The 19135-nt window shown below is 67.3% G+C and carries 18 protein-coding genes; 11 read left to right on the top strand and 7 right to left on the bottom strand.

Features of this window, described 5'->3' with window-relative positions:
- Nucleotides 1-66 precede the first annotated feature (66 nt).
- From Sru02f_RS04465 to Sru02f_RS04450, 4 genes are all read right to left on the bottom strand, one after another.
- Nucleotides 67-924, bottom strand: coding sequence for a fumarylacetoacetate hydrolase family protein (locus Sru02f_RS04465; protein WP_109032732.1), 858 nt, complete (start codon nucleotides 922-924; stop codon nucleotides 67-69).
- A 167-nt stretch (nucleotides 925-1091) separates the two neighbouring features.
- A complete protein-coding gene (locus Sru02f_RS04460) occupies nucleotides 1092-1805 on the bottom strand; it encodes a YidC/Oxa1 family membrane protein insertase (protein WP_109032731.1) in 714 nt (237 codons plus the stop codon).
- A gap of 106 nt (nucleotides 1806-1911) precedes the next feature.
- Entirely contained in the window at nucleotides 1912-2223 is a 312-nt protein-coding gene (locus tag Sru02f_RS04455) for a DUF6412 domain-containing protein (RefSeq protein ID WP_109032730.1), read from the bottom strand.
- 135 nt (nucleotides 2224-2358) lie between these two features.
- A complete protein-coding gene (locus Sru02f_RS04450) occupies nucleotides 2359-2895 on the bottom strand; it encodes a winged helix-turn-helix transcriptional regulator (protein ID WP_167469622.1) in 537 nt (178 codons plus the stop codon).
- A gap of 134 nt (nucleotides 2896-3029) precedes the next feature.
- Here Sru02f_RS04450 and Sru02f_RS04445 point away from each other — a divergent pair, with 134 nt between their 5' ends.
- The 3 genes from Sru02f_RS04445 (at nucleotide 3030) to Sru02f_RS04435 (ending at nucleotide 6199) form a co-directional block, all read left to right on the top strand.
- Nucleotides 3030-4472 (top strand): MFS transporter, encoded by a 1443-nt coding sequence (locus Sru02f_RS04445; RefSeq protein ID WP_109032728.1) that lies wholly within the window; start codon nucleotides 3030-3032, stop codon nucleotides 4470-4472.
- Between the two features lie 146 nt (nucleotides 4473-4618).
- Complete coding sequence (locus Sru02f_RS04440; protein WP_109032727.1) at nucleotides 4619-5635, top strand: SEC-C domain-containing protein; 1017 nt, start codon at nucleotides 4619-4621, stop codon at nucleotides 5633-5635.
- 105 nt (nucleotides 5636-5740) lie between these two features.
- The gene (locus Sru02f_RS04435; protein ID WP_109032726.1) at nucleotides 5741-6199 is read left to right on the top strand and encodes an SRPBCC family protein; all 459 of its coding nucleotides are present in this window, start codon (nucleotides 5741-5743) and stop codon (nucleotides 6197-6199) included.
- A gap of 162 nt (nucleotides 6200-6361) precedes the next feature.
- Here Sru02f_RS04435 and arr read toward each other — a convergent pair whose 3' ends face one another.
- Nucleotides 6362-6772 carry an NAD(+)--rifampin ADP-ribosyltransferase gene (gene arr, locus Sru02f_RS04430; protein WP_109032725.1) on the bottom strand — a complete coding sequence of 137 codons (411 nt, stop codon included), beginning with the start codon at nucleotides 6770-6772 and terminating at the stop codon, nucleotides 6362-6364.
- A gap of 394 nt (nucleotides 6773-7166) precedes the next feature.
- Here arr and Sru02f_RS04425 point away from each other — a divergent pair, with 394 nt between their 5' ends.
- The 5 genes from Sru02f_RS04425 (at nucleotide 7167) to Sru02f_RS04405 (ending at nucleotide 14619) form a co-directional block, all read left to right on the top strand.
- Entirely contained in the window at nucleotides 7167-7721 is a 555-nt protein-coding gene (locus Sru02f_RS04425) for a hypothetical protein (RefSeq protein ID WP_239106863.1), read from the top strand.
- A gap of 693 nt (nucleotides 7722-8414) precedes the next feature.
- Complete coding sequence (locus tag Sru02f_RS04420) at nucleotides 8415-9968, top strand: ATP-binding protein (RefSeq protein ID WP_109032724.1); 1554 nt, start codon at nucleotides 8415-8417, stop codon at nucleotides 9966-9968.
- Nucleotides 9969-10020: 52 nt separating this feature from the next.
- Complete coding sequence (locus Sru02f_RS04415) at nucleotides 10021-12999, top strand: Z1 domain-containing protein (RefSeq protein ID WP_109032723.1); 2979 nt, start codon at nucleotides 10021-10023, stop codon at nucleotides 12997-12999.
- 86 nt (nucleotides 13000-13085) lie between these two features.
- The gene (locus Sru02f_RS04410) at nucleotides 13086-14108 is read left to right on the top strand and encodes a NaeI family type II restriction endonuclease (RefSeq protein WP_244941886.1); all 1023 of its coding nucleotides are present in this window, start codon (nucleotides 13086-13088) and stop codon (nucleotides 14106-14108) included.
- Nucleotides 14092-14619: a very short patch repair endonuclease gene (locus Sru02f_RS04405; RefSeq protein ID WP_280524901.1), complete on the top strand. Its 528-nt coding sequence runs from the start codon at nucleotides 14092-14094 to the stop codon at nucleotides 14617-14619. The genes Sru02f_RS04410 and Sru02f_RS04405 overlap by 17 nt, the downstream gene beginning before the upstream one ends.
- Here the strand turns inward: Sru02f_RS04405 and Sru02f_RS04400 are convergent, their stop codons facing one another.
- Nucleotides 14620-15837, bottom strand: coding sequence for a DNA cytosine methyltransferase (locus Sru02f_RS04400; protein WP_109032720.1), 1218 nt, complete (start codon nucleotides 15835-15837; stop codon nucleotides 14620-14622).
- A 164-nt stretch (nucleotides 15838-16001) separates the two neighbouring features.
- On the opposite strand from Sru02f_RS04400, the gene Sru02f_RS04395 reads away from it, so the two are divergent.
- On the top strand, nucleotides 16002-16754 hold the full coding sequence (locus Sru02f_RS04395; RefSeq protein WP_109032719.1) for an HNH endonuclease: 753 nt from the start codon (nucleotides 16002-16004) through the stop codon (nucleotides 16752-16754).
- Here the strand turns inward: Sru02f_RS04395 and Sru02f_RS04390 are convergent.
- Nucleotides 16751-17374 carry an ATP-binding protein gene (locus tag Sru02f_RS04390; protein WP_109032718.1) on the bottom strand — a complete coding sequence of 208 codons (624 nt, stop codon included), beginning with the start codon at nucleotides 17372-17374 and terminating at the stop codon, nucleotides 16751-16753. The two genes, Sru02f_RS04395 and Sru02f_RS04390, sit on opposite strands and share 4 nt — an antisense overlap.
- A gap of 215 nt (nucleotides 17375-17589) precedes the next feature.
- On the opposite strand from Sru02f_RS04390, the gene Sru02f_RS04385 reads away from it, so the two are divergent.
- A complete protein-coding gene (locus Sru02f_RS04385) occupies nucleotides 17590-18435 on the top strand; it encodes a helix-turn-helix domain-containing protein (protein ID WP_109032717.1) in 846 nt (281 codons plus the stop codon).
- Nucleotides 18436-18651 carry a DUF397 domain-containing protein gene (locus Sru02f_RS04380; protein ID WP_109032716.1) on the top strand — a complete coding sequence of 72 codons (216 nt, stop codon included), beginning with the start codon at nucleotides 18436-18438 and terminating at the stop codon, nucleotides 18649-18651.
- Nucleotides 18652-19135: the final 484 nt, after the last annotated feature.

The following is a 19135-nucleotide window of genomic DNA, read 5'->3' as shown; positions in this document are numbered from 1 at the left end:
TGGCTCGCCGCCGAAGCGGGCGGGCCACCCGCACGGGTGGGCCGCCCGCGCCGACGGACCCCGCGCTCAGGCCCCCTTGAGTTCCTGCCGCTGCCGCCCCAGCCCCTCGACCTCCAGCTCGACCACGTCCCCCGCCCGCAGGTAGGGCTTCGGCTCGGGCCGGCCCATCGCCACGCCCGCGGGCGTACCGGTGTTGATGACGTCGCCGGGACGCAGCACCATGAACCGGCTTACGTACCGCACGACCTCCCCCACGGGGAAGATCTGCTCCGCGGTCGTCCCGTCCTGCTTCAGTTCGCCGTTCACCCACAGCCGCAGCGACAGCCGCTGCGGGTCGGGCACCTCGTCGGCGGTCACCAGCCACGGGCCCAGCGGGTTGAAGGTCTCGCAGTTCTTGCCCTTGTCCCAGGTGCCGCCGCGCTCGATCTGGAACTCCCGCTCGGACACGTCGTGCGCGACCGCGTACCCCGCGACACACGCGAGCCCCTCCTCGGCCGACTCCAGGTAGCGGGCGGTGCGTCCGATGACGACCGCCAGCTCGACCTCCCAGTCGGTCTTGGTGGATCCGCGCGGCACGAGCACTGTGTCGTGCGGCCCGACCACCGTGTCCGGCGCCTTGAAGAAGACGACCGGTTCGGCGGGCGGCTCGGCCCCGGTCTCGCGGGCGTGGTCGTGGTAGTTCAGCCCGATGCACACGATCTTGCCGATGCGTCCCACCGGCGGCCCGACGCGCAGCCCGGTGCCGTCCAGGGCGGGCAGCTCACCGGCCTCGGCGGCGGACCGTATCCGGCCGAGCGCGTCCTCGTCGGCGAGCAGCTCGCCGTCGATGTCCGTCACGACGCCCGACAGGTCTCGCAGGGTCCCGTCGGCGTCGAGCAGCGCGGGCCGCTCCGACCCCGCCGTACCGACTCGCAACAGCTTCATGATCCCCAACTCCTCGATCGCGGGCAGCCCGCCCGACGCCGCGCGACCTGGGTGCGGCAGCGACGCGACGGCCGTCGGAGGACTGGTCGATCCTCCAAGGCCCGGTTCCACTCCGCAATACCCCGTTCACGTACTGGACCGTAGGCACGCACCGGACCGGGCCGCGTTCAGCGGTAGAGCACGGCCCGCTCGACGGCGCTCCACGTCGTGCTGGTGACGACGTAGAGCGCGGCGGCCAGCGGCACCACGGCCACGGTGACCAGCGTGAAGAAGGACATGAACGGCATGACCCGGGTGATCGCGCCGACCCCCGGCACGGCTCCGGCGTCACCGGCGGGCAGCACCGGCCGGTCGGCCATCGTCCGCCTGGTGAGCCGGTAGCTGAAGGTGGCGACCCCGGCGACGAGTGCGAACAGCGCCGCGTATACGAGTCCGGCCCCGCCGAGGAGCCCGCCGTCCCCGAACGCGTCGGCCCACCGCCCGCCGAGCGGGGCGGCCAGGAGCTGGTGGGAGAGGAGTCCGTTGGCCTCGCCGCCGATCGTCGAGCTGGAGAAGAGGTGGTAGAGCAGGAAGAAGGCGGGGATCTGGCACAGGCTGGGCAGGCACCCCGACAGCGGGGACACCTTCTCCTCGGCGTGCAGTTCGAGCACGGCCCGCTGGAGCTTCTCGGGGTTCTTCGCGTGCTTGCGGCGCAGTTCGGCGATGCGCGGCTGGAGTCGGGTGCGCGCCTGCTGCCCGCGGGCGGCGGCCCGGGAGAGCGGGTGTACGAGGAGCCGTACGAGGGCGGTGAACAGGACGATGGCGGCGGCCGCGGCGGAGGCGCCGAACAGCGGCTGGAGCAGGTCGGCGAGGTGCTCGACCAGGCTGGCGAAAACGGACATGGGTGGGTGAGCCCTCCGAGGGTCTCGTCGTGCCGGGCAAGGGGATCGCGGCATGACGACACGCCCCGCGCGGGGGTGGCTTCCGGGACTTCGGGTGAAGCGTGCCCTACGCGGCGGTCGCCGGGAGGGCGTGTCCGGGCGCTCGGGGCCGGCGGCGGCCGGGGGCGTCGGGATCGCGCTGGGGCAGGAAGGCCGTACGCAGGTCCCGGTCCCTGATGGCCGTGCGCACCCGGGTGCGCGGCACGGCGGGCGCGCAGCGGGCGGCGATGACGGCGCACACGGCGAGCGCGGAACCGACCGCGGCGGTCGCGGCGAGCGCGACGGTGGCGGAGAGGCTGCCGACGTCGACGAGCGCGACGGGCAGGAGGACCAGCAGCAGGACGAGGAGCGGGCGCGGAACGGACCGTTTCCGGGTCATCGGCTGCTCCCCCTCTCGTACGCGCGTTTGCCCCAGTTATACAGGACCGGCCTATACGGGACGGCCTATGCGGGACGGCCTATGCGGGACGGCCTATGCGGGACGGCCTACGGGACGCCGTCATGCGGGACGCCGTCATGCGGGGCCCGGCTGCTCGGTCTCGATCGGCTGGAGCAGCCGCCGGGGACCGAGCAGTGCCCGGCTGACCGGGTCCGCCGGGTCGGCGGCGAGTCCGGGGCCCGGCCGCATGTCGATGTCGCGCACGGCGACGAGGGTGCCGCAGGTGGCGCAGGCGCCGTGGGGACTGAGTTCGGTGCCGCAGTCGGCGTGCCAGAAGGTCCGCATCGGCTCGCCGCCGAGCTGCTCGCGCCCCCAGATGCCGAGCGCGCGCAGGGCGGGCCACAGGGCGATGCCGCGGTCGGTCAGGACGTACTCGTCCCGGGGCGGCGACTCCTGGTACCTGCGCTTCTCCAGGATTCCCTCGGCGGTGAGCGCCTGGAGGCGGTTGGCCAGGACGGCGCGCGGGATGCCGAGGTGGACGAGGAAGTCGTTGTAGCGCCGGACGCCGTAGAGCGCGTCGCGGATCACCAGCAGCGTCCACCGCTCGCCGACGACCTCCAGTGCGCGGGCGATCGAGCACTCCTGCGTCGCGTAGTCCTTGCCCAGTGCCATGCCGTCCACTGTAGCCACTTTTCCCTACTCGGTTCATTCACCGAACCAGCGGTGCTAGGTTGGGCCGTCCGACTCAGTTCATTGACCGAACCAACCCCGAGCGGACCGAACCAACCCAGAGCGGACGGCCAGCCATGACCGAGACCGGCACGGACTCCCCGACGACCCCGACGCCCCCGACCACCGCGCCCACCGGGACCCCGGCGACCCCGGCCGCCGCCGCTCCCCCGCCGGAACGGGCCTCGCCGCCCCCGCACCCGGGCCGCACCCTCGCGCTGACCAGCGCCGCCACCGCCGTGGCCCTGATGGCGTTCACCGCGCCGATGGTCACGCTCCCCGAGACGGCCGCCGACCTGCACACCTCGCTGTCCGCCCAGGCCTGGCTGCTGAACGGCACCCCGCTGGGCCTCGCCGCCCTGCTCCTGGTGGCCGGCAGCCTGGCCGACGACTACGGGCGCCGCCGGCTCTTCGTCTCCGGCACGCTGGCCCTCGGCGTCACCACCGTCCTCGGCGCCTTCGCGTCCACGACCTGGCTGTTCACGCTGGCCCGCATCGCCCAGGGCGCGGCGAGCGCGGCACTGCTGGCCAGCAGCCTCGGCCTGCTCGTCCACGCCTTCCCGACCCCGGCCGGACGGCTGCGCGCGACCGGCGTGTGGGGCGCCTTCGTGAGCGGCGGGATAGCCGTGGGCCCGGTACTCGTCGGGGCGATCCCCGACTGGCGGGTGGCGCACGGCGTCCTCGGCGCCGCCGCCCTGGTGGTGGCGGGACTCGGCGCGCGGGCCCTGTCGGAGTCGCGCTCGCCGCGGGCGGGCCGGCCGGACTTCGCCGGGGCGCTGACGTTCGGACCGGCGCTGGTCGCGCTGGTGGCGGCGCTGACGCTGGGCCGGGACGGGTGGCTGCGGGCGCCGGTGGGCCTGCTGCTGGCGGCGACCGTGCTCCTCGGCGCCCTGTTCGTCGTACTGGAGCGCCGTGCGGCCACTCCCATGATCGACCTGTCGCTGCTGCGCCGTCCGCTCTTCCTGGCGTCCTCCGCGGGCGGACTGTTCACGGGCCTGTCGGTGATCGGCCTCTTCAGCTTCCTGCCGACGGTGCTCCAGCGGGCGCTCGGCCTGTCCCCGCTGGACACGGCCCTGCTCTCGCTGCTCTGGGCCGGTCTCGCCTTCGCGGTGGCCCTCCAGGTCCGCCGCATCGCCCACCGCGTCCCGCCCCGCCACCAACTGGTCCTCGGTTTCGCCCTGCACGCGGTCGGCGTCCTGACCATGCTCGGCGCGGTCGGCGCGGGCTCCTGGGCCCGGCTGCTGCCCGGCCTGGTGGTGGCGGGCGTCGGCAGCGGCCTGCTGAACGCCGCGCTGCCGCTGCTCGCGGTGGAGTCGGTACCGGCGGCCCGCGCGGCGATGGGCTCGGGCGCGCAGCAGACGTTCCGGTACATCGGCTCGTGCGCCGGGGTCGCCCTGACCATCGCGATCGCGACGTCGGCGGGCAGCCCGGGGGCGGGCACGGACGTGGCGCTGTGGGTGTCGGCGGGGCTGGCGGTGGCGGCGGGGGTGCTGGTGGGGACGCTGCGGGAGCGGCACTGACCGGCGACGCGGGTTCACGGCGCGAGCCCGGGCGGGCACCGGCCTCGCCCGGCGTCGCCCGACAGGGCCCGGCAGGGCCGTTCCCCCCGTCCTCCGGCCCCCCGCGTGGCTGACCCTGGTCACCTCACGGCAGTACGGTGTCCCCCATGCGCCCCGACACGCCCGCCGAAAACGTCGACCACGCCGCCGAGGCGGCCCGCCTGGAACGCACCGCCGGCCTCTACCCCGAGGACGCCGAGGCCCTGCTCCTGCGCGCCGCCGCCCATCTGGAACTGTCCGGCGACCGCCCCGCCGCGACGAAGCTCTACGACCGCCTGCTGTCCTCCGAGACGTCCGTCCCGCTGGACAACCCGTCCCTGGTCCGCGCCCTGAAGGCGTCGAACCTCTGGGAGTACGACCACGAGGCGGAGGCCAGGGCGATCATCGACGGCGTGCGGGCGGCGTCGCCGCGCGACCCGGCCCCCTGGGTGATCGCGGCCGAGGCCCTGGAGTCCCACGACGAGCTGGAGGCGGCGCACGAGACGTTCACGGAGGGCGCCCGCCTGCTCCTCACCGACGTACCGGAGCCCCCGTACTCCACCCACCCCCTCCTCTACGGCCGCCACCGCGTCCGCCGCATGCTGGGCCTGGCCCACGACGAGTGGGACACCCTGGCCGACACCCTGCACTCGATGCCGGTCTCGCTGGACGAGCTGCACGACCCGAAGCGCGTCTGGTCCCTGGGCTCGGACAATCCGGCGGACCTGGAGGCGGAGATCCTCCGCCTGCGCGCCGAGCTGGGCGCCTACCGCGAGGCCCTGTCCCGCCCCTTCCCGGTGGCCATGCTCCACTGGCCGGCCGCCGAGCTGACGGAACTGATCGAGGCGTACCCGGACCTCGCCACCGAGTACCCGACCTACGAGGAGCACCTGGCCTCGATAGAGGCGGCCCTGCGCGAACTGGCCTCCTCCGGCACCCCGAACCTGGGCGTGGTCCCGGGCACGGTCCCCTCCTACGAGGCCTTCGCGGCGTCGGAGGGCGCGTCCCCGGCCGACCCGGTCCTGCTCCCGCAGTACGCGACGACGCTGGCGGCCCGGGGACTCGCGGTGGCGTGGCCGCCGCAGCGCGGGGCGGACTGCTGGTGCGGGTCGGGGCGGGCGTACGGGGAGTGCCACGGTCAGTAGGAAACCGGCGCGGGGGCCGATGAGTTCCGGCGCCGCCGGTCGTCTACAGGTGCGAGAGCCTCGCCCACGGCGGGCGGGGCGCCGCCACCGAGGAGACACGACGACATGAGCACCGACCAGACGCCCACCGCGGCGGGCAACGGCTTCTCCTACACCCTCACCCGCACCCTGGACGCCCCCGCGGCCCGGGTCTGGCAGGCGTGGACCACCCCCGACCAGTACGCCCAGTGGGCCTACGCCGTCCCCGGCTCCGTGGAGATGGACGTCCGCCCCGGCGGCACCTGGAAGGCCACGATGCGCACGCCGGACGGCACGGAGTTCCCCCTGACCGGCTCCTACATCGAGGTCGCCGAGCATCGCGCCCTGACCATCGGCATGGACGTCCCGGGCCGCCCGGACCCGGCGACGATGACCGTGGAACTCGCGGAGGAGGGCCCCCGCAACACCGTGATCACCCTGCGCCAGACCTGCGACACGGCGGAGGAGCGGGACGGCGCGGAGCAGGGCAGCGGGATGCTGCTGGACGGTTTGACGGGGTTCCTGGCGGCCGGGGCGAAGGGCTGAGGCATCTCCGCCCGGCCACGCCCCCTGCCCGTGGAACACCGACGTCCCGGGGCGTGAACACTTCCCCGTGAAGTGTCCTCGCCCCGCTCGTCCGTGCGGCCGCTCGCAGCGGCTCGGCGGCCGCGCCAGGGCCACGCCGACGGGCGTCACCTCGGGGCCGGATCAGTTGATGATCTCGGCGCGCCCTTCCAGACGCATCGCATCCAGCCGCTCCCGCCACACCTGGAGGGCTTCGGGCGTCTGCCGCGTCCAGTCGACGACCTCGCCGACGACCCGGAGCGGCTGAGTGCTCCGGTAGGAGCGGGTGGGATTGCCGGGGAACTTCTTGTCGGTCACGTTCGGGTCGTTCTCGAACTCCCCGGTCGGCTCGACGGCGTACACCCGCGGTTCCCCGTCCCCGGCGGCAAGCTCGGCGGCGAGCCCCGCGCCGTCACGCAACGCGGTGAAGTAGATGTGGTTCATCAGGATCTCGGGCCGGTAGTTCGAAGGGAAACCGGCGGTGAGGTGGTCCCCGATCCGCAGGTCGGCCTTCGTACCGTGGAAGAACGGCCCCTCGTCCAACACCTCGTCCATTGCGGCAGGTTACCAACCCGGGCCGTCGCACCGCCGGGACAGCCCGGACGCAGCGCGCGCATCCCGGTCGTCGGCACCGACGAGACCACGCGGTACTGCTCGACTTCCCTGTCCGCGAGGGCCTGCAACGGATCACCCGTGGCCGCGGCCCTTCGGAGGAGCATCGCGGAGTGCCCTCTTGTCTGCCCCCGCGCATCTTGCGCCCCGACGGCGGGGCGACATGGTGAGTGAACTCATGCCCGAGCCGTCCGAGGGGGACGCTTTGCACCAGCACGAACGCATGGACAGGGAATCGACCGGAGGGACACCCGCCCGGCTACCGCGGCCGTCTGCCCCGGTCGGCCCTGCCGGTGACCTGCCGCGAGCAACGGCCGGCCCCCTGAGCCCGTCGACGGTGACCGTCCTCCAGCGCTCGGCGGGCAACGCCGCGACAGCGCGCGCGGTGGCGGCCGACCCCGGTCACAGGCCACGCGGCGCGCACCTGCCCGTCCAGCGCGCCGAGAACGACGACGCCGGCGGCGGCGCTTCGGGCGGCACGGCGGAGGCGAAGAGCGTGGCCGAGGGAGAAGTCAAGAGCGTCGGCCCGGGCGGCACGATCACCTACCCCTCGGTCACAAGCTGCCTGACCATCACCGTCTACCTCCGGGACGGCGGAAAGGTCGGCGGTCACGCCAGCCTGTTCAAAGCCTCCGGTGGCATGTACTCGGACCAGATCCTGCCCGCGATCAAGGCACAGGTCGGCAAGAGCAGGGTGGAGAGGATCGACGTCAGCGGCGCCATCTCGTCGTGGAACCCCGCGTACTTGAAGACCGCCATCGAGAAATCCGACCCGGCCCCCGAGCAGAAGAACGACCCGGACGGTATCCGCAACGTCGTGTCCAGCGCCTTGGGCCGCCAGGCGAAGAAGGTCTCGGTACAGGAAACCCCTGACGGCACGCTGACCAGGTGAGAGGGCGAGCGGCTGCCGAGCAGGCCTGGCGCGTACTTGCTACGGCCGCTCGGGCCCTCACCAGCAATCCCGCGATCCCGACCGGGCCATCAACTCGACTCGCCCGAGAGGGCGGCCTGCAAGTCCTCGGATCATGAGTAGAGGTGGAGTCGGCAAGCGCGAGCGGCGTCACCTGCCTGGCTCCCCCGCCACTTGGCCCGTCGCCGCCCTGGAACGCAACATCGCCCACTTCCGCAGCGGCCACTGGCGCCAACACCTCACCGCCTACGGCCCTCGAACGAGCTCCCCTCGTCTTCCAGAACCAGCACCGGCCCCGGCCCACTTCACCGAGATCCTCGCCTAGGCCGGCGGCTACAGTCGGCTGGTCGAGACCCAGGGGAGCCAACGGCCTTGGGTTCTTTCCGAATCCTGGGCGACGACTCCCTGCCTCACCTGCTCATCACCCTCGTCCTGCCGGTGGCGGCCACGGCGGGGGTGCTGACCGCGCGGTCCGGGCAGTTGGTGTTGTCCTCTTCGCCGGGTGGAGAGAGGCGTCAGCAACCGCCTCCTCAGGACGGATTATGGACGAACCACCCTTCCTCATAGTTCAACTGCCTCTATGTCCGATCTTTGCAGTACCGTCACATGAACCAACCGATCCGGAGGGCCCATCACTCGTTGAGCAGGCCCAGACCTGTGTGTAGAGGAAGCGCAATGCCCTACGAGCCCGGGACCGTCTGGCAGTACGAGGTCCCCACGACCGGCAGCACCCATCTGCCCCCGGACGCCGGCTACGGCAAGGCGTTGACCAACCAGGGCTACGGCTTCGAGGTTGCACTGGCCGATCTGATCGACAACTCGATCGACGCTGGTGCCGACAAGATCGTCGTGCACTTCCTGCGTGATGCCAAGCGAATCCTGACTCTGCTGGTCATCGACAACGGCACCGGCATGGACGATGCCGGGCTGGACGGTGCCATGACAGTGGGCCGACGCCGTGAGTATGGCGACGGCGCCCTCGGCATGTACGGCACGGGCCTCAAGGCCGCTTCGCTCTCACACGCCGCCTCGCTCACTGTGGTCAGCCGTACAAAGCGCAGCCGCGCCGCAGGGCGTCGCCTCACCGCAGAGGGAATTGAGGACAGCTTTCGCTGTGACACCGTCGACCCGCGCTACGCCCAGGAACTCGTAGACCGGTACGACGGCCTCATCGAGTGGCACGGCACGATTGTGCGCTGGGACCAGGTGCGGGTGTTCGAGACCGTGACGACCGGCCAGAGCGACCAGTTCCTGTCGAAGGCAATCGCCCGCCTGGAGACACACCTCGGCCTCTACCTGCACCGTTTTCTCCAGGATGGCCTCAAGCTCGACATCGCAGTCTGGGATGTGAGCAGCGGTGAGGACCTCCTCGGTGAGGAAGTGGACCACATTGCTGTCGAAGCACTGGACCCCTTCGGCTACAGGGTTCCTGGCAGGGCGCGGTATCCCCGCTCCTTCACAGCCCCTGTAGAGGGCCTGGGCGACGTGCAGCTGACGGCACACATCTGGCCAGCCAAGTCGAAGCAGGCCGGGTTCCGACAGATCGGTTCCCTCACGGACCGGCAGGGGTTCTACTTCTACCGAAACAACCGACTTGTCCAAGCTGGCGGATGGAACGGCCTCCGCAACCCGGAGGGGCACCTGGCGCTGGCTCGCGTGGCAGTCGACCTTCCGAGTCACGAAACCAGTGTGCTCAGTCTTGACGTCAAGAAGGAGAGCGTAACTGTCACGCCCGCCTTCACGCTCGGAGTAGAGAAGGCTCTGGATGCGTCTGGAGGGACCTTTCACGGGTATCTCAGCGACGCAGAAGCCGCGTACCGCGACGGGGCGAAGCGCACCGAGATCGTCCGTCGGCCCGTGACACCTCCAGGTAAAGGCATGGACCCGAAGATCAAGCGAGTCATCAAAGAGGAGTTGCCAGAGAAGCCAGGTGAAGAACCGATCGCCTTCACCTGGGCCACGCTACCGCGGGACAAGTTCTTTGATCTCGACCGCGAGAACAACTCCGTGCTGCTCAACAAGGCCTTCCGAAGTGATTTCAACGACGGACAGCGTGGGGGAAGCAACGACGCGCCCTTCACGAAGGCCTTGCTCTACCTCCTGCTTGAGGACTGCTTCGGCCTCGGCCGGTGGGAACGAGGCCGACAAGACCGTGTGGACTACTGGAACACCATCCTTCTGACCTCGGTACAAGCACAACAAGACCGCCGGACACAGGCTGCAGACTGACCCAGTCGACTCTCACTCCACGCCCGCTCCGGCCCCTGAACGAGGAACAGAGATGACCAACACTGCCCCTGGCGTGCTCTTTGACATTCACGCCGACGCCCTGGCGGGTATGAGTATCCTGCCGCGCCCCTTCCAGAGATGGGCAGCCCTCGCCGCAGAGGACCGTCAACCGGATGCAGACCTGGGAGAGGAACTATTCCAGTCGCTTCTCATCAGCGGTGACGAAACCCTGATCGCGCTCTGGTCCCGTCACCTTACTAGCTGGGATTTCGCAGACAATCCTTCATGGGGCGAAGACACCTGCGCCCGCACCGAGGAGCGGCGCGTCGTGGTGTACGAACGCCTGCAATTCGGAAGTGAACTGCGCAAGGCATTGGATGAAGCGGTCCCTGTCGCCAAAGTCCCGGGCGAGACCGTCATCACCCGGGAGTTCACTCCGTGGTACACGCCTGAACGGGCAGCGGCCAGATCCTTCTACTGGACCTCCTACGAGCAGAAGCTCCGTGACAAAGGATGGTCCGAGACCGCCATCGCCAGCCTCAACCAGGCGAGCTGTTCAGTCGTCGAACGCCTCACTGATCCTGAGCAGGAATCCGCCCGGCAAGCGAAGGGCCTCGTTGTCGGCTACGTGCAGTCCGGAAAGACAGCAAACTTCACAGGAGTAACTGCCAAGGCCATTGATGCCGGGTACCGCCTCGTCATCGTTCTCGGCGGAACCCTCAACCTCCTTCGCGCCCAGACCCAGCGGCGACTGGACATGGAACTGATCGGCCAGGAGAACATCCTGCGTGGCGCTGACGCCGCAGACGTGGACTCCCTCGTCGGCGTGGACTACGTGGGGGACGACGAAGGCTGGCCGGAGTTCGTGCGCCACGGCGGCCGACCGTCCGCGCTGGGCGCGTTCGACATCGAGCGGCTGACGACACGGGAGAACGACTACAAGAGCCTTGCCCAGGGAATCCGAGCACTGGAGTTCGAGAAGCGTATCCCCACACGCCCGTTGCATGATCCGGCGAACATTCACCACGCAGCGGCAAGAATCCTTGTCGTGAAAAAGAACAAGTCCGTACTCACCAAGCTTGTCAAAGATCTCAAGCAGATCCACGGCATCCTGGGAGAGCTTCCGGCCCTCATCATCGATGACGAGTCTGATCAGGCATCAGTGAACACTTCAGACCCGAAGAAGTGGGAACGTGGCAGCACTGAGCGCACCGCCATCAACGGTTTGATATCCAAGCTCTTGGGACTGCTGCCGCGAGCCCAGTATGTGGGCTACACAGCGACTCCCTTCGCCAACGTCTTCGTCGACCCTGGCGACGACATGGATATATTCCCCAGCGATTTTCTGATCTCGCTGCCACGCCCGGACGGGTACATGGGTGTCCAGGACTTCCACGATCTCAACTCGCCTGTCCCTGCAGAGGAGCGAACTTACGCCAACTCACAGGAGAAGGCGCACGTACGGGGCATCTACGACGCAGCGGACGACAGACTCCAGGAGGCCATGGATGCCTTCGTTCTGTCTGGCGCCCTGAAGCTCTACCGGGCAGACCATGGCGTGCCCGGCGCAGCCTTCCGGCATCACACCATGCTCGCTCACGAGTCAGTACGTCAGGATGATCACGCCGACCTGGCGCTTCGTATCAACTCACTGTGGCATCAGGCGGGCTACAGCTCCGCGGCAGGACACGATCGTCTTGCCACACTGTGGGAAGCCGACTTCGCGCCCGTGACAGCAGCACGCGCAGGCAGCCTTCCCGTACCGTCGTCGTACGCCGAGCTGCGTCCGTATATCCACGCCGCGCGCCAGCGCATCGGCAGCGGGGGCAATCCGGTCGTTGTCGTGAACGGGGACACTGACCGCTACTTCGCCCAACTCGACCTTGATTTCGACCGGACGCCGAATGTCTGGAAGATCCTCGTGGGTGGTACGAAGCTGTCCCGCGGCTTCACCGTCGAAGGGCTCACCATCACCTACTACCGCCGAACTACTCAGCAAGCCGACACCCTCATGCAGATGGGGCGATGGTTTGGTTTCCGCCCTGGATACCGAGACCTTGTTCGGCTCTACATCGGCCGTGAAGAGCCCTTTGGCCGTGACAAATACGTCGACCTCTACGAAGCATACGAAGCCGTCTGTCGCGATGAGGAGAGCTTCCGGGAGCAGCTGGCCCAGTACTCCGAAGTGGTCGACGGGAAGCCTCAGGTCACGCCCGTACAGATCCCACCCTTGGTAGCCCAGCACCTGCCATGGCTGAAGCCCTCGGCACGGAACAAGATGTTCAATGCAGAACTCGTAGAGATCCGGTCCCCGGGCCGGCCCATCGAGCCTGCCGCCTACCCGCTGAACAGCGCCACCAACAAGCGCAACACCGAGCGCTGGCGACCGCTCTTGCATGCACTGGGCAGCACACCACAGTCCTTCAGCAATCCTCCCGATCCCTCAAGCACACTAACCCGGACGTTCACCGCACTCACGGCCACGCTGGCACATGGGGATCTGGTCGGAGTACTGTCCCAACTGGAATGGGAGCGGCCCCAGTACTTCGACCCGCACCTGACTTACCTCCGCCAGCTCGACGGCACCCTCGCGAAGGTCGATGACTGGCTTCTCATTTCGCCTCGGCTCGCCTCGGACAATCGCATCGAGGCCAGCGTCCTTGGCTCGGCACCACTGTCACTCGTCCGACGGAGTATTCAGGACGGCAAGAGCTCCTTCGGCCGCATCGCCAGCGTCGAGCATCGCACCACAGCACAACGGCTCATCAACGAGGCTGCTGCCGGGTCTGGAGGGAAGATCAGCCCCAGAACTGGGGTGGCGCTGATCTACCCGGTTGTGGAGGGGGGCAGCAACGACAGCGTCCGGGGGGCTGTTCGTAACGGGGCGGCTGACCCGTCCAAGGTCGTCATGGCGTTCACCTTGATCCCGCCAAAGTCAGCCACCAACGCAGACCGCCGTCTGGTGCGCTTCCGGGCCAAGGACTCACGGTTCAGCACCGAGGCCACCGTGGCGGTGCCGCAGTCCTCATGAGTGGAGGGCAGCCTCATCGTCACCGTCCTGCGCCAGCGCCCGCACACGTTTCGCTGAACACGTCCACCGACACCCTAGGAGCGGAATTGCTTCCCTTCGACGAAGACACCAACCCTCGAGCGGCTGGTTGGATTGCGCAGCACGAGTCGATCGCGCAGGATTCCGACGTAAAGAGAGTTGCCGAATACATCCTCTCACGTGATCGTGACGGTAAGAGATTCGCCGCAGTCCTACGCGACACGATCGACCAACTGCTGAACGGAGAAGCGACCGGCCGATACGCATGGGAGGACCTCTACAAGACTGAAAAAACCCATGCGGGCACTCTTGTCGAGATCAACTTGCAGCGCGAATTCAAATTCGACGACGGTGCCGACGTAGGATCACGCGGCGAGCACCCCATGGATTACAAAATTCTAGGCGTGGACGTGGACTGCAAGTTCTCTCAGGACTTCGGCAAATGGATGATACCGCCTGAGGCCATGGGTCACCTATGCCTTCTCGTATGGGCCGATGACCTCAAGAGCCAGTGGAGCGCCGGCATCTTCCGCGTCCGCGAAGAATGGCTCAACACAGGCAGAAACCGCGATAAGAAGCTGACTCTGAAAGCGGAGCATCGCATGGATAAGGTGCACTGGCTCTGGCATGAGGAAAAACTTCCCGAGAATGTACTGCTCCATCTAGACGATGCTACGCGCAAGCAGATTTTGCTTGAGGGGGCCCGCAAGGGGCAGCAGCGAGTAAACGAGTTGTTTCGAAGGGTCCAGAACCGCCGTATCGGACGCGGCGCCATCCGCACCGCTGCAAAGCAGCTGGACTACATGGCGCGCCTACGGGAAGGTGACGGACGGGCACGCACGGTGCTGCGCAAGGAGGGCATCGTAATTGCGGGCCCTTATAGCAAACATCAGGATATTGCACGCCGCATCGGGGCAGAAGTTCCCCAGCGAGGGGAATTTGTAAGCTTCCGGGTAGCTGAGGCCATGCCTTACCATGCCGACCGCCCATCTGTTGAACTGGAAGGGCGCCACTGGGTCCTTGCCGGGCCGGACGACCTGGCGATGCCGGCCCCACGTCTACCGAGGGTCACTGGTGAAGAAGAAGCCTGACCAAGCAGACAGCGACAGGGAGACGCAGGCAAACGCGCCCGTCGGCGCTGACGCCTGGGTACCACCCGTCGGCTCCTGGGCTTCCTCGGCCGCGCGGCGGCGCAACATGCAGGCGATCCGCAGCCGGGACACCACACCTGAACGCCTGATCAGGCAACTGGTCCACGCACAGGGGTTGCGCTATCGAGTGGCTGCCCGACCGCTTCCCAAGCTTCGCCGGACAGCTGACATGGTCTTCCGCCCGGCGAAAGTCGCTGTCTTCGTTGACGGCTGCTACTGGCACGGATGCCCTGAGCACTACGTAGCGCCCAAAACCAACTCTGGCTACTGGTCAGACAAGGTCACGCGGAACATGGCTCGTGATCGGGACACCGACCAGCGCCTCACAGCGGAGGGCTGGACGGTGCTCCGGTTCTGGGAACACGAACCGCCGGAGGAATGTGCCGCCCACATCGCCGCAGAAGTGGAAAGGCATCGCAACGCCAGACGCAAAGGGACACCGAGCAGCTAGTCAGTCCTTCCCATCACGCTCTCGGGCCGCCTTGAGCACCTCGATGATCGACTTGCCGACAGCTCGGGCCACCGGCGGCGGGAAGGCGTTCCCTACCTGACGGTACTGCGCAGTCTTTCCACCCGAGAAGTCCCATTCCGGCGGGAAGCCCTGAATAATAGCAGCCTGCCGAACCGTGAGCATCGGCCCATCAGGCCTGAAGAGGTCCCGCTCTTCGCTGGCCTTCTTCTCGCATGTCTCGATGTCGTTGGCGACGCCCATGCCCGAGATCCCGAGTTGCTTCCAGGCCGCCTTGGCACGACTGGGGCCGAGGTCCGCGCCACCGTGCTTCTTCGAGCCGCCGACGAGTGTGGGAGCGATGCCTCCACCCTTGCCTTTGAGTTCGGCGTCACGTTCGCGAGCCTTTTCAAGCCAGCGGTCGAACCGATCGCGGGCACGTTCCCCGTGCACGCCGTTGAAGTACCGCCCGTATCGCTCTCGCATGGACGGTTCAAGGCTCTCTGCGACACTGACCGGATCCTCATGAGTGGGCGCGGGCCACTCATACTTGAGGTCCTCGATGACGTCACCACGGAACGCGACGAGGATGGCACGCGGACGAAGCTGAGGAACGCCGAAGTCGCTGGCCTCCAGAACATCCCACTTGCAGACGGTGTATCCGAGTCCATCCTCACGTACGGTCTGTCCGTCGTCCGCTCGGTACGTACCTCCCTCAAGGCGAGCCCTGATCCAGTCTCGGTAATCCGAGAATTTCGGATCCATGATCCCTCGGACGTTCTCGATCATCACGGCTCGAGGCTTCAGCTTCTCGACCAGTTGAAGCATGCGAGGAAACAGATCTCGCTCGTCGTGCTTCCCCAACTGCTTGCCCGCGTGAGAGAAGGGCGGGCACGGCACACCGCCGGCCAGGAGATCCAGCCCCTTCTCCGCTAGCAGGTCGGCGCCCTTGTCCAGGTCCCGGCGGGGCTCGAACTTCGTGACGTCAGCCGACAGGACGTCGCAGTGCTCCCGCTCCCAGGACCACACCTCATGGTCTTCGATGTTGAGGCGTAGCGTTTTGACCGCATACTCGTCGATCTCCACCAGTGCGAGGTGGCCGAACCCGGCCTGATGCAGCCCGATGGCCTGACCGCCGGCACCTGCACAGATTTCGATCGACGTGAAGGCGGGTTCCCTTCGCTCCCCCGTCGCGGGCTTCGGTTCAGTTGTGCGGGTCATGCCCCCTCCTTACAGTCGTGCAGCGGCAGACACACTTTGCAGTCCACCATCACTGAGGGTGACAGACCCCACTGACAACAACGAGACCTGACCAAGTTTGCAGTACGTCTCACGGTTCGCTGTACGTGTCTCAGACGACAACGAACACTCATACGATATTCCACATGCGGATACCTGCCTGGAGTGAGGACGAACTCGTGCTGGCCGGAGCGCTCGTGGTGCGGCACGGCTGGCGTGAGCTGCGTACGGGGGACCTTGAGGTCCAGAGGCTGTCTGAACTGCTTCGGTCGCTGCCGCTGCACGAACCTCACGCGCGCACGATGCCATCCTTCAGGTCTGCAGACAGCGTGAGCCGCAAGACGTCTGATTTCGCGACAAACCACCCGAATTACACCGGCAGAGCAACCCGGTGTGGCAGGCCAACGCTGCTCATGATCCAAGCCTTCGTCACCCGGGAAGCTGAAATGCTCCAGGCTGCTCAGGCCATTGAGGACGGCATCGGGTCTGGCGAGCTGCACCTGCTTCCGGCTCAACCCGATGAAGTCGACGAAACGGGTGCCTCTGCCATTGAGGGGCGCCTCCTCGTCCGGCGTGCCCTTGCTCGCGAACGAAACCCTCGCCTCCGGGCCCAGAAGATCAAGCACATTCGGCGACAGGGCGCTGCACTCCGATGCGAAGTCTGTGAGTTCAGCTTCTCTGACACATACGGAGAGCTGGGCGAGGACTACATCGAGGTCCATCACCTCACCCCCCTTCACATATCCGGAGCAGGAGAGACCCGGCTGGACGACCTCGCGTGCCTGTGCGCGAACTGCCACCGCATGTGTCACCGGGCCCGTCCCGGAGAAACCTGGCGCACGCCTGCTGCCCTTCGGGAGCTGATGCGCAAGCCGAACAACGAGACGAATGGACACTAGGCAGCTTCCGCTTCGTAATGCATCTGGGCTTGGTCCAGCACGTCATCCGGGGCCAAACCGCGCCCTGATGCCCAGTGCAGCAGGTCGGCAATCAGCTCGGGCACCGACTCCTCCAAAGCCTCCTCGTGGGGCCGCCCTTCCAGAACCGTGCCGCGGAAGCCCTGATAGGCCTCAAGAGCCAGCACGGCACGCTCGACTCGACGGCACATCGCCTCGGAGCCCAGTCCGATCTCGCACCAGACCGCCTTGCCCACGGCCGTGACCATGGTTCCCCAGTCGAGCGACATGGCCACGAGCATGTGCAGACCACGGCCGCATTCGGCTTCGCAGTCGGCGGCTCGCAGGATGGGCAGCGATCCGCTCTTGTCATGCATCTCCATGCGAAGCCGCCTGCCTTGCCACTCCAGGACCAGAGTCGCCGACGCTCCCTCGCCCACGTGTTTGATGACGTTCGTCGCCAGTTCCGTGAGGATGATTTGCGCCTCACTGCAAGCCATCGCGGCACCCCACTGGGTGAGTTGAGCAACGGCAGCTCTCCGAAGCAGCCGCACTTCCGACGGCACTGCCTCAAAAGGCAGAACACAGCGACGTTCACACCCCGTGACGTCGGTACCAGGCATGAGCACTCCTCCCCCGCCACACTCAACTGCGCTCACCGTGTCCTTACGATTGCACTGTGTAGCGGTCCGCAGTCCGAGAATGGCACAGAGAAATCTCGCGGTGTAACTTCTCATCAATCTCGATCGGGTGAATCTCATGGTGAGCTGCCTGCCGCGATGTCTAGCCTGTTCACGCCCCCGGGCAGGTGCATGGGGGTTCTGCGCAGAGGAGTCGCATGCTCGCAAGGACCACTACCCGCCGCCGTCAACTCGGTGCAACGCTACGTAAGTTGCGCGCTCACGCGGGGATTACGCTGGAGGAAGCCGGACAGCTGGTAGGTGTATCGAAGGCGACGGTCAGCCGGTACGAGACACAAGCTGGCCCGGTGAGGTGGATCGTCGTGGATGCCCTGTGCCGCGAGTACGGAGCGACCGACGCCGAGCGGGCCGCTGTCGTAAAGCTGGCCAAGGACGCCAAACAGCAAGGCTGGTGGAGTTCGTTCGCCGACTCCATCCCGGAGAGCATGAACCTGCTGCTGACGCTGGAGGACGAAGCCGTCCGCGAGAACCACTTCTCGTGCGTCTACGTCCCCGGCCTACTGCAGACCCGCGCGTACAGCACCGCGCTGCAGATGGCGAACGAGGTGCCCTTGGCGCCGGCCGCGATCGAGCGCCTGGTGGACATCCGTATGAAGCGACAGGAGATCCTCAACCGGGCGGAGCCGCCGCGACTGTGGGCGATCCTCGACGAGTCCGTGATCCGCCGCGTGGTGGGGTCACCGAAGGCTATGAAGGAACAGCTCAGCCGGCTACTTGAAGCGAACGAGTCTTCCCACGTCACGCTTCAGGTGCTGCCCTTCTCCAAAGGAGCCCACTCCGCCGCACTCGGCAGCTTCGTAATCATCGGTGGCACTGAGCCAGCTCTCGATGTCGTGTACGTCGACTTCCACACGGGCTCGCTCTTCCTGGAGAAGGACGCAGAGCTGGAACGCTACAGGCTTGCGTTCGAGTACCTTCGCGCACAAGCGTTGGACATGGAAGCTTCGTCCGCCCTGATGCACCGCGTCTGCAAGGAGTTGTGAATGCCCCCCGGCCTCCAGGCTGCCTCCGCCCCCCTGTGGTTCAAGTCGTCGTATAGCGGTGGAAACACAACGGAGTGCGTCGAGTGCGCGTACGTCTCACATGCCGCCTTGATACGCGACTCCAAGTGCACAGGCGGACCGATACTCAGTGTTCAACCCCAGACCTGGCACTGCTTTGTCGAGTCAGTGCGCAACGGCTCTCGAAGGCCTTCCTGACTGGTGCCGGATCGCACTCACCGCTCCACTTCGGCCGAGAACCGCCGCGTGAGGGTCCAGGCATCACCGCCCTTGGCTCGAATGACGATCAGCGACGTGAGGGCCGCTCTGCCGGCAGGCCATGGGTTCCCGGCGACAAGGAAGCCTTCGAAACGGAGTTACAGCGCGTGCTGGCTCGCCAGAGGTCAACCTGACGGCTCTGGCCGCAATAGTCGTGAATTACCCGGGCCCGTATCCGCCTGCACCAGGACCCTGACTTCGACACAGCCGTCCAGGAGGGCATCGACCTCACGATGCGAGTGAAGCGGGCCGTCGGGACGAGCGAGCGACGTCATCGCTGCCGTGACCGTTCGAACGTGACGCACCAAAGCTCACTGTGGCGTACGTGTAGAAGCCTGCCCCGCCTCCACCGAGAGTCGCGATCACGTCGATCACGCCCGATGACGGAGTCCTCGAATAGCTCCGCATCCACCGGCCACCCGTA

Source organism: Streptomyces rubrogriseus, from assembly GCF_027947575.1.
GTDB classification, from domain to species: domain Bacteria; phylum Actinomycetota; class Actinomycetes; order Streptomycetales; family Streptomycetaceae; genus Streptomyces; species Streptomyces rubrogriseus.
Note: the sequence above shows the minus strand (reverse complement) of the source record. Positions and strands in the feature narration are given on the sequence as shown.

Coding starts and splice junctions, on each gene's coding strand:
- Sru02f_RS04435 (WP_109032726.1), top strand. CDS start 5,741: ATGAGCACCGACCAGACGCCCACCGCGGCGGGCAACGGCTTCTCCTAC.
- Sru02f_RS04455 (WP_109032730.1), bottom strand. CDS start 2,223: ATGACCCGGAAACGGTCCGTTCCGCGCCCGCTCCTCGTCCTGCTGCTG.
- Sru02f_RS04460 (WP_109032731.1), bottom strand. CDS start 1,805: ATGTCCGTTTTCGCCAGCCTGGTCGAGCACCTCGCCGACCTGCTCCAG.
- Sru02f_RS04390 (WP_109032718.1), bottom strand. CDS start 17,374: ATGCCTGGTACCGACGTCACGGGGTGTGAACGTCGCTGTGTTCTGCCT.
- Sru02f_RS04420 (WP_109032724.1), top strand. CDS start 8,415: ATGCCCTACGAGCCCGGGACCGTCTGGCAGTACGAGGTCCCCACGACC.
- Sru02f_RS04445 (WP_109032728.1), top strand. CDS start 3,030: ATGACCGAGACCGGCACGGACTCCCCGACGACCCCGACGCCCCCGACC.
- Sru02f_RS04415 (WP_109032723.1), top strand. CDS start 10,021: ATGACCAACACTGCCCCTGGCGTGCTCTTTGACATTCACGCCGACGCC.
- Sru02f_RS04395 (WP_109032719.1), top strand. CDS start 16,002: ATGCGGATACCTGCCTGGAGTGAGGACGAACTCGTGCTGGCCGGAGCG.
- Sru02f_RS04380 (WP_109032716.1), top strand. CDS start 18,436: ATGCCCCCCGGCCTCCAGGCTGCCTCCGCCCCCCTGTGGTTCAAGTCG.
- arr (WP_109032725.1), bottom strand. CDS start 6,772: ATGGACGAGGTGTTGGACGAGGGGCCGTTCTTCCACGGTACGAAGGCC.
- Sru02f_RS04450 (WP_167469622.1), bottom strand. CDS start 2,895: ATGGCACTGGGCAAGGACTACGCGACGCAGGAGTGCTCGATCGCCCGC.
- Sru02f_RS04440 (WP_109032727.1), top strand. CDS start 4,619: ATGCGCCCCGACACGCCCGCCGAAAACGTCGACCACGCCGCCGAGGCG.
- Sru02f_RS04465 (WP_109032732.1), bottom strand. CDS start 924: ATGAAGCTGTTGCGAGTCGGTACGGCGGGGTCGGAGCGGCCCGCGCTG.
- Sru02f_RS04400 (WP_109032720.1), bottom strand. CDS start 15,837: ATGACCCGCACAACTGAACCGAAGCCCGCGACGGGGGAGCGAAGGGAA.
- Sru02f_RS04385 (WP_109032717.1), top strand. CDS start 17,590: ATGCTCGCAAGGACCACTACCCGCCGCCGTCAACTCGGTGCAACGCTA.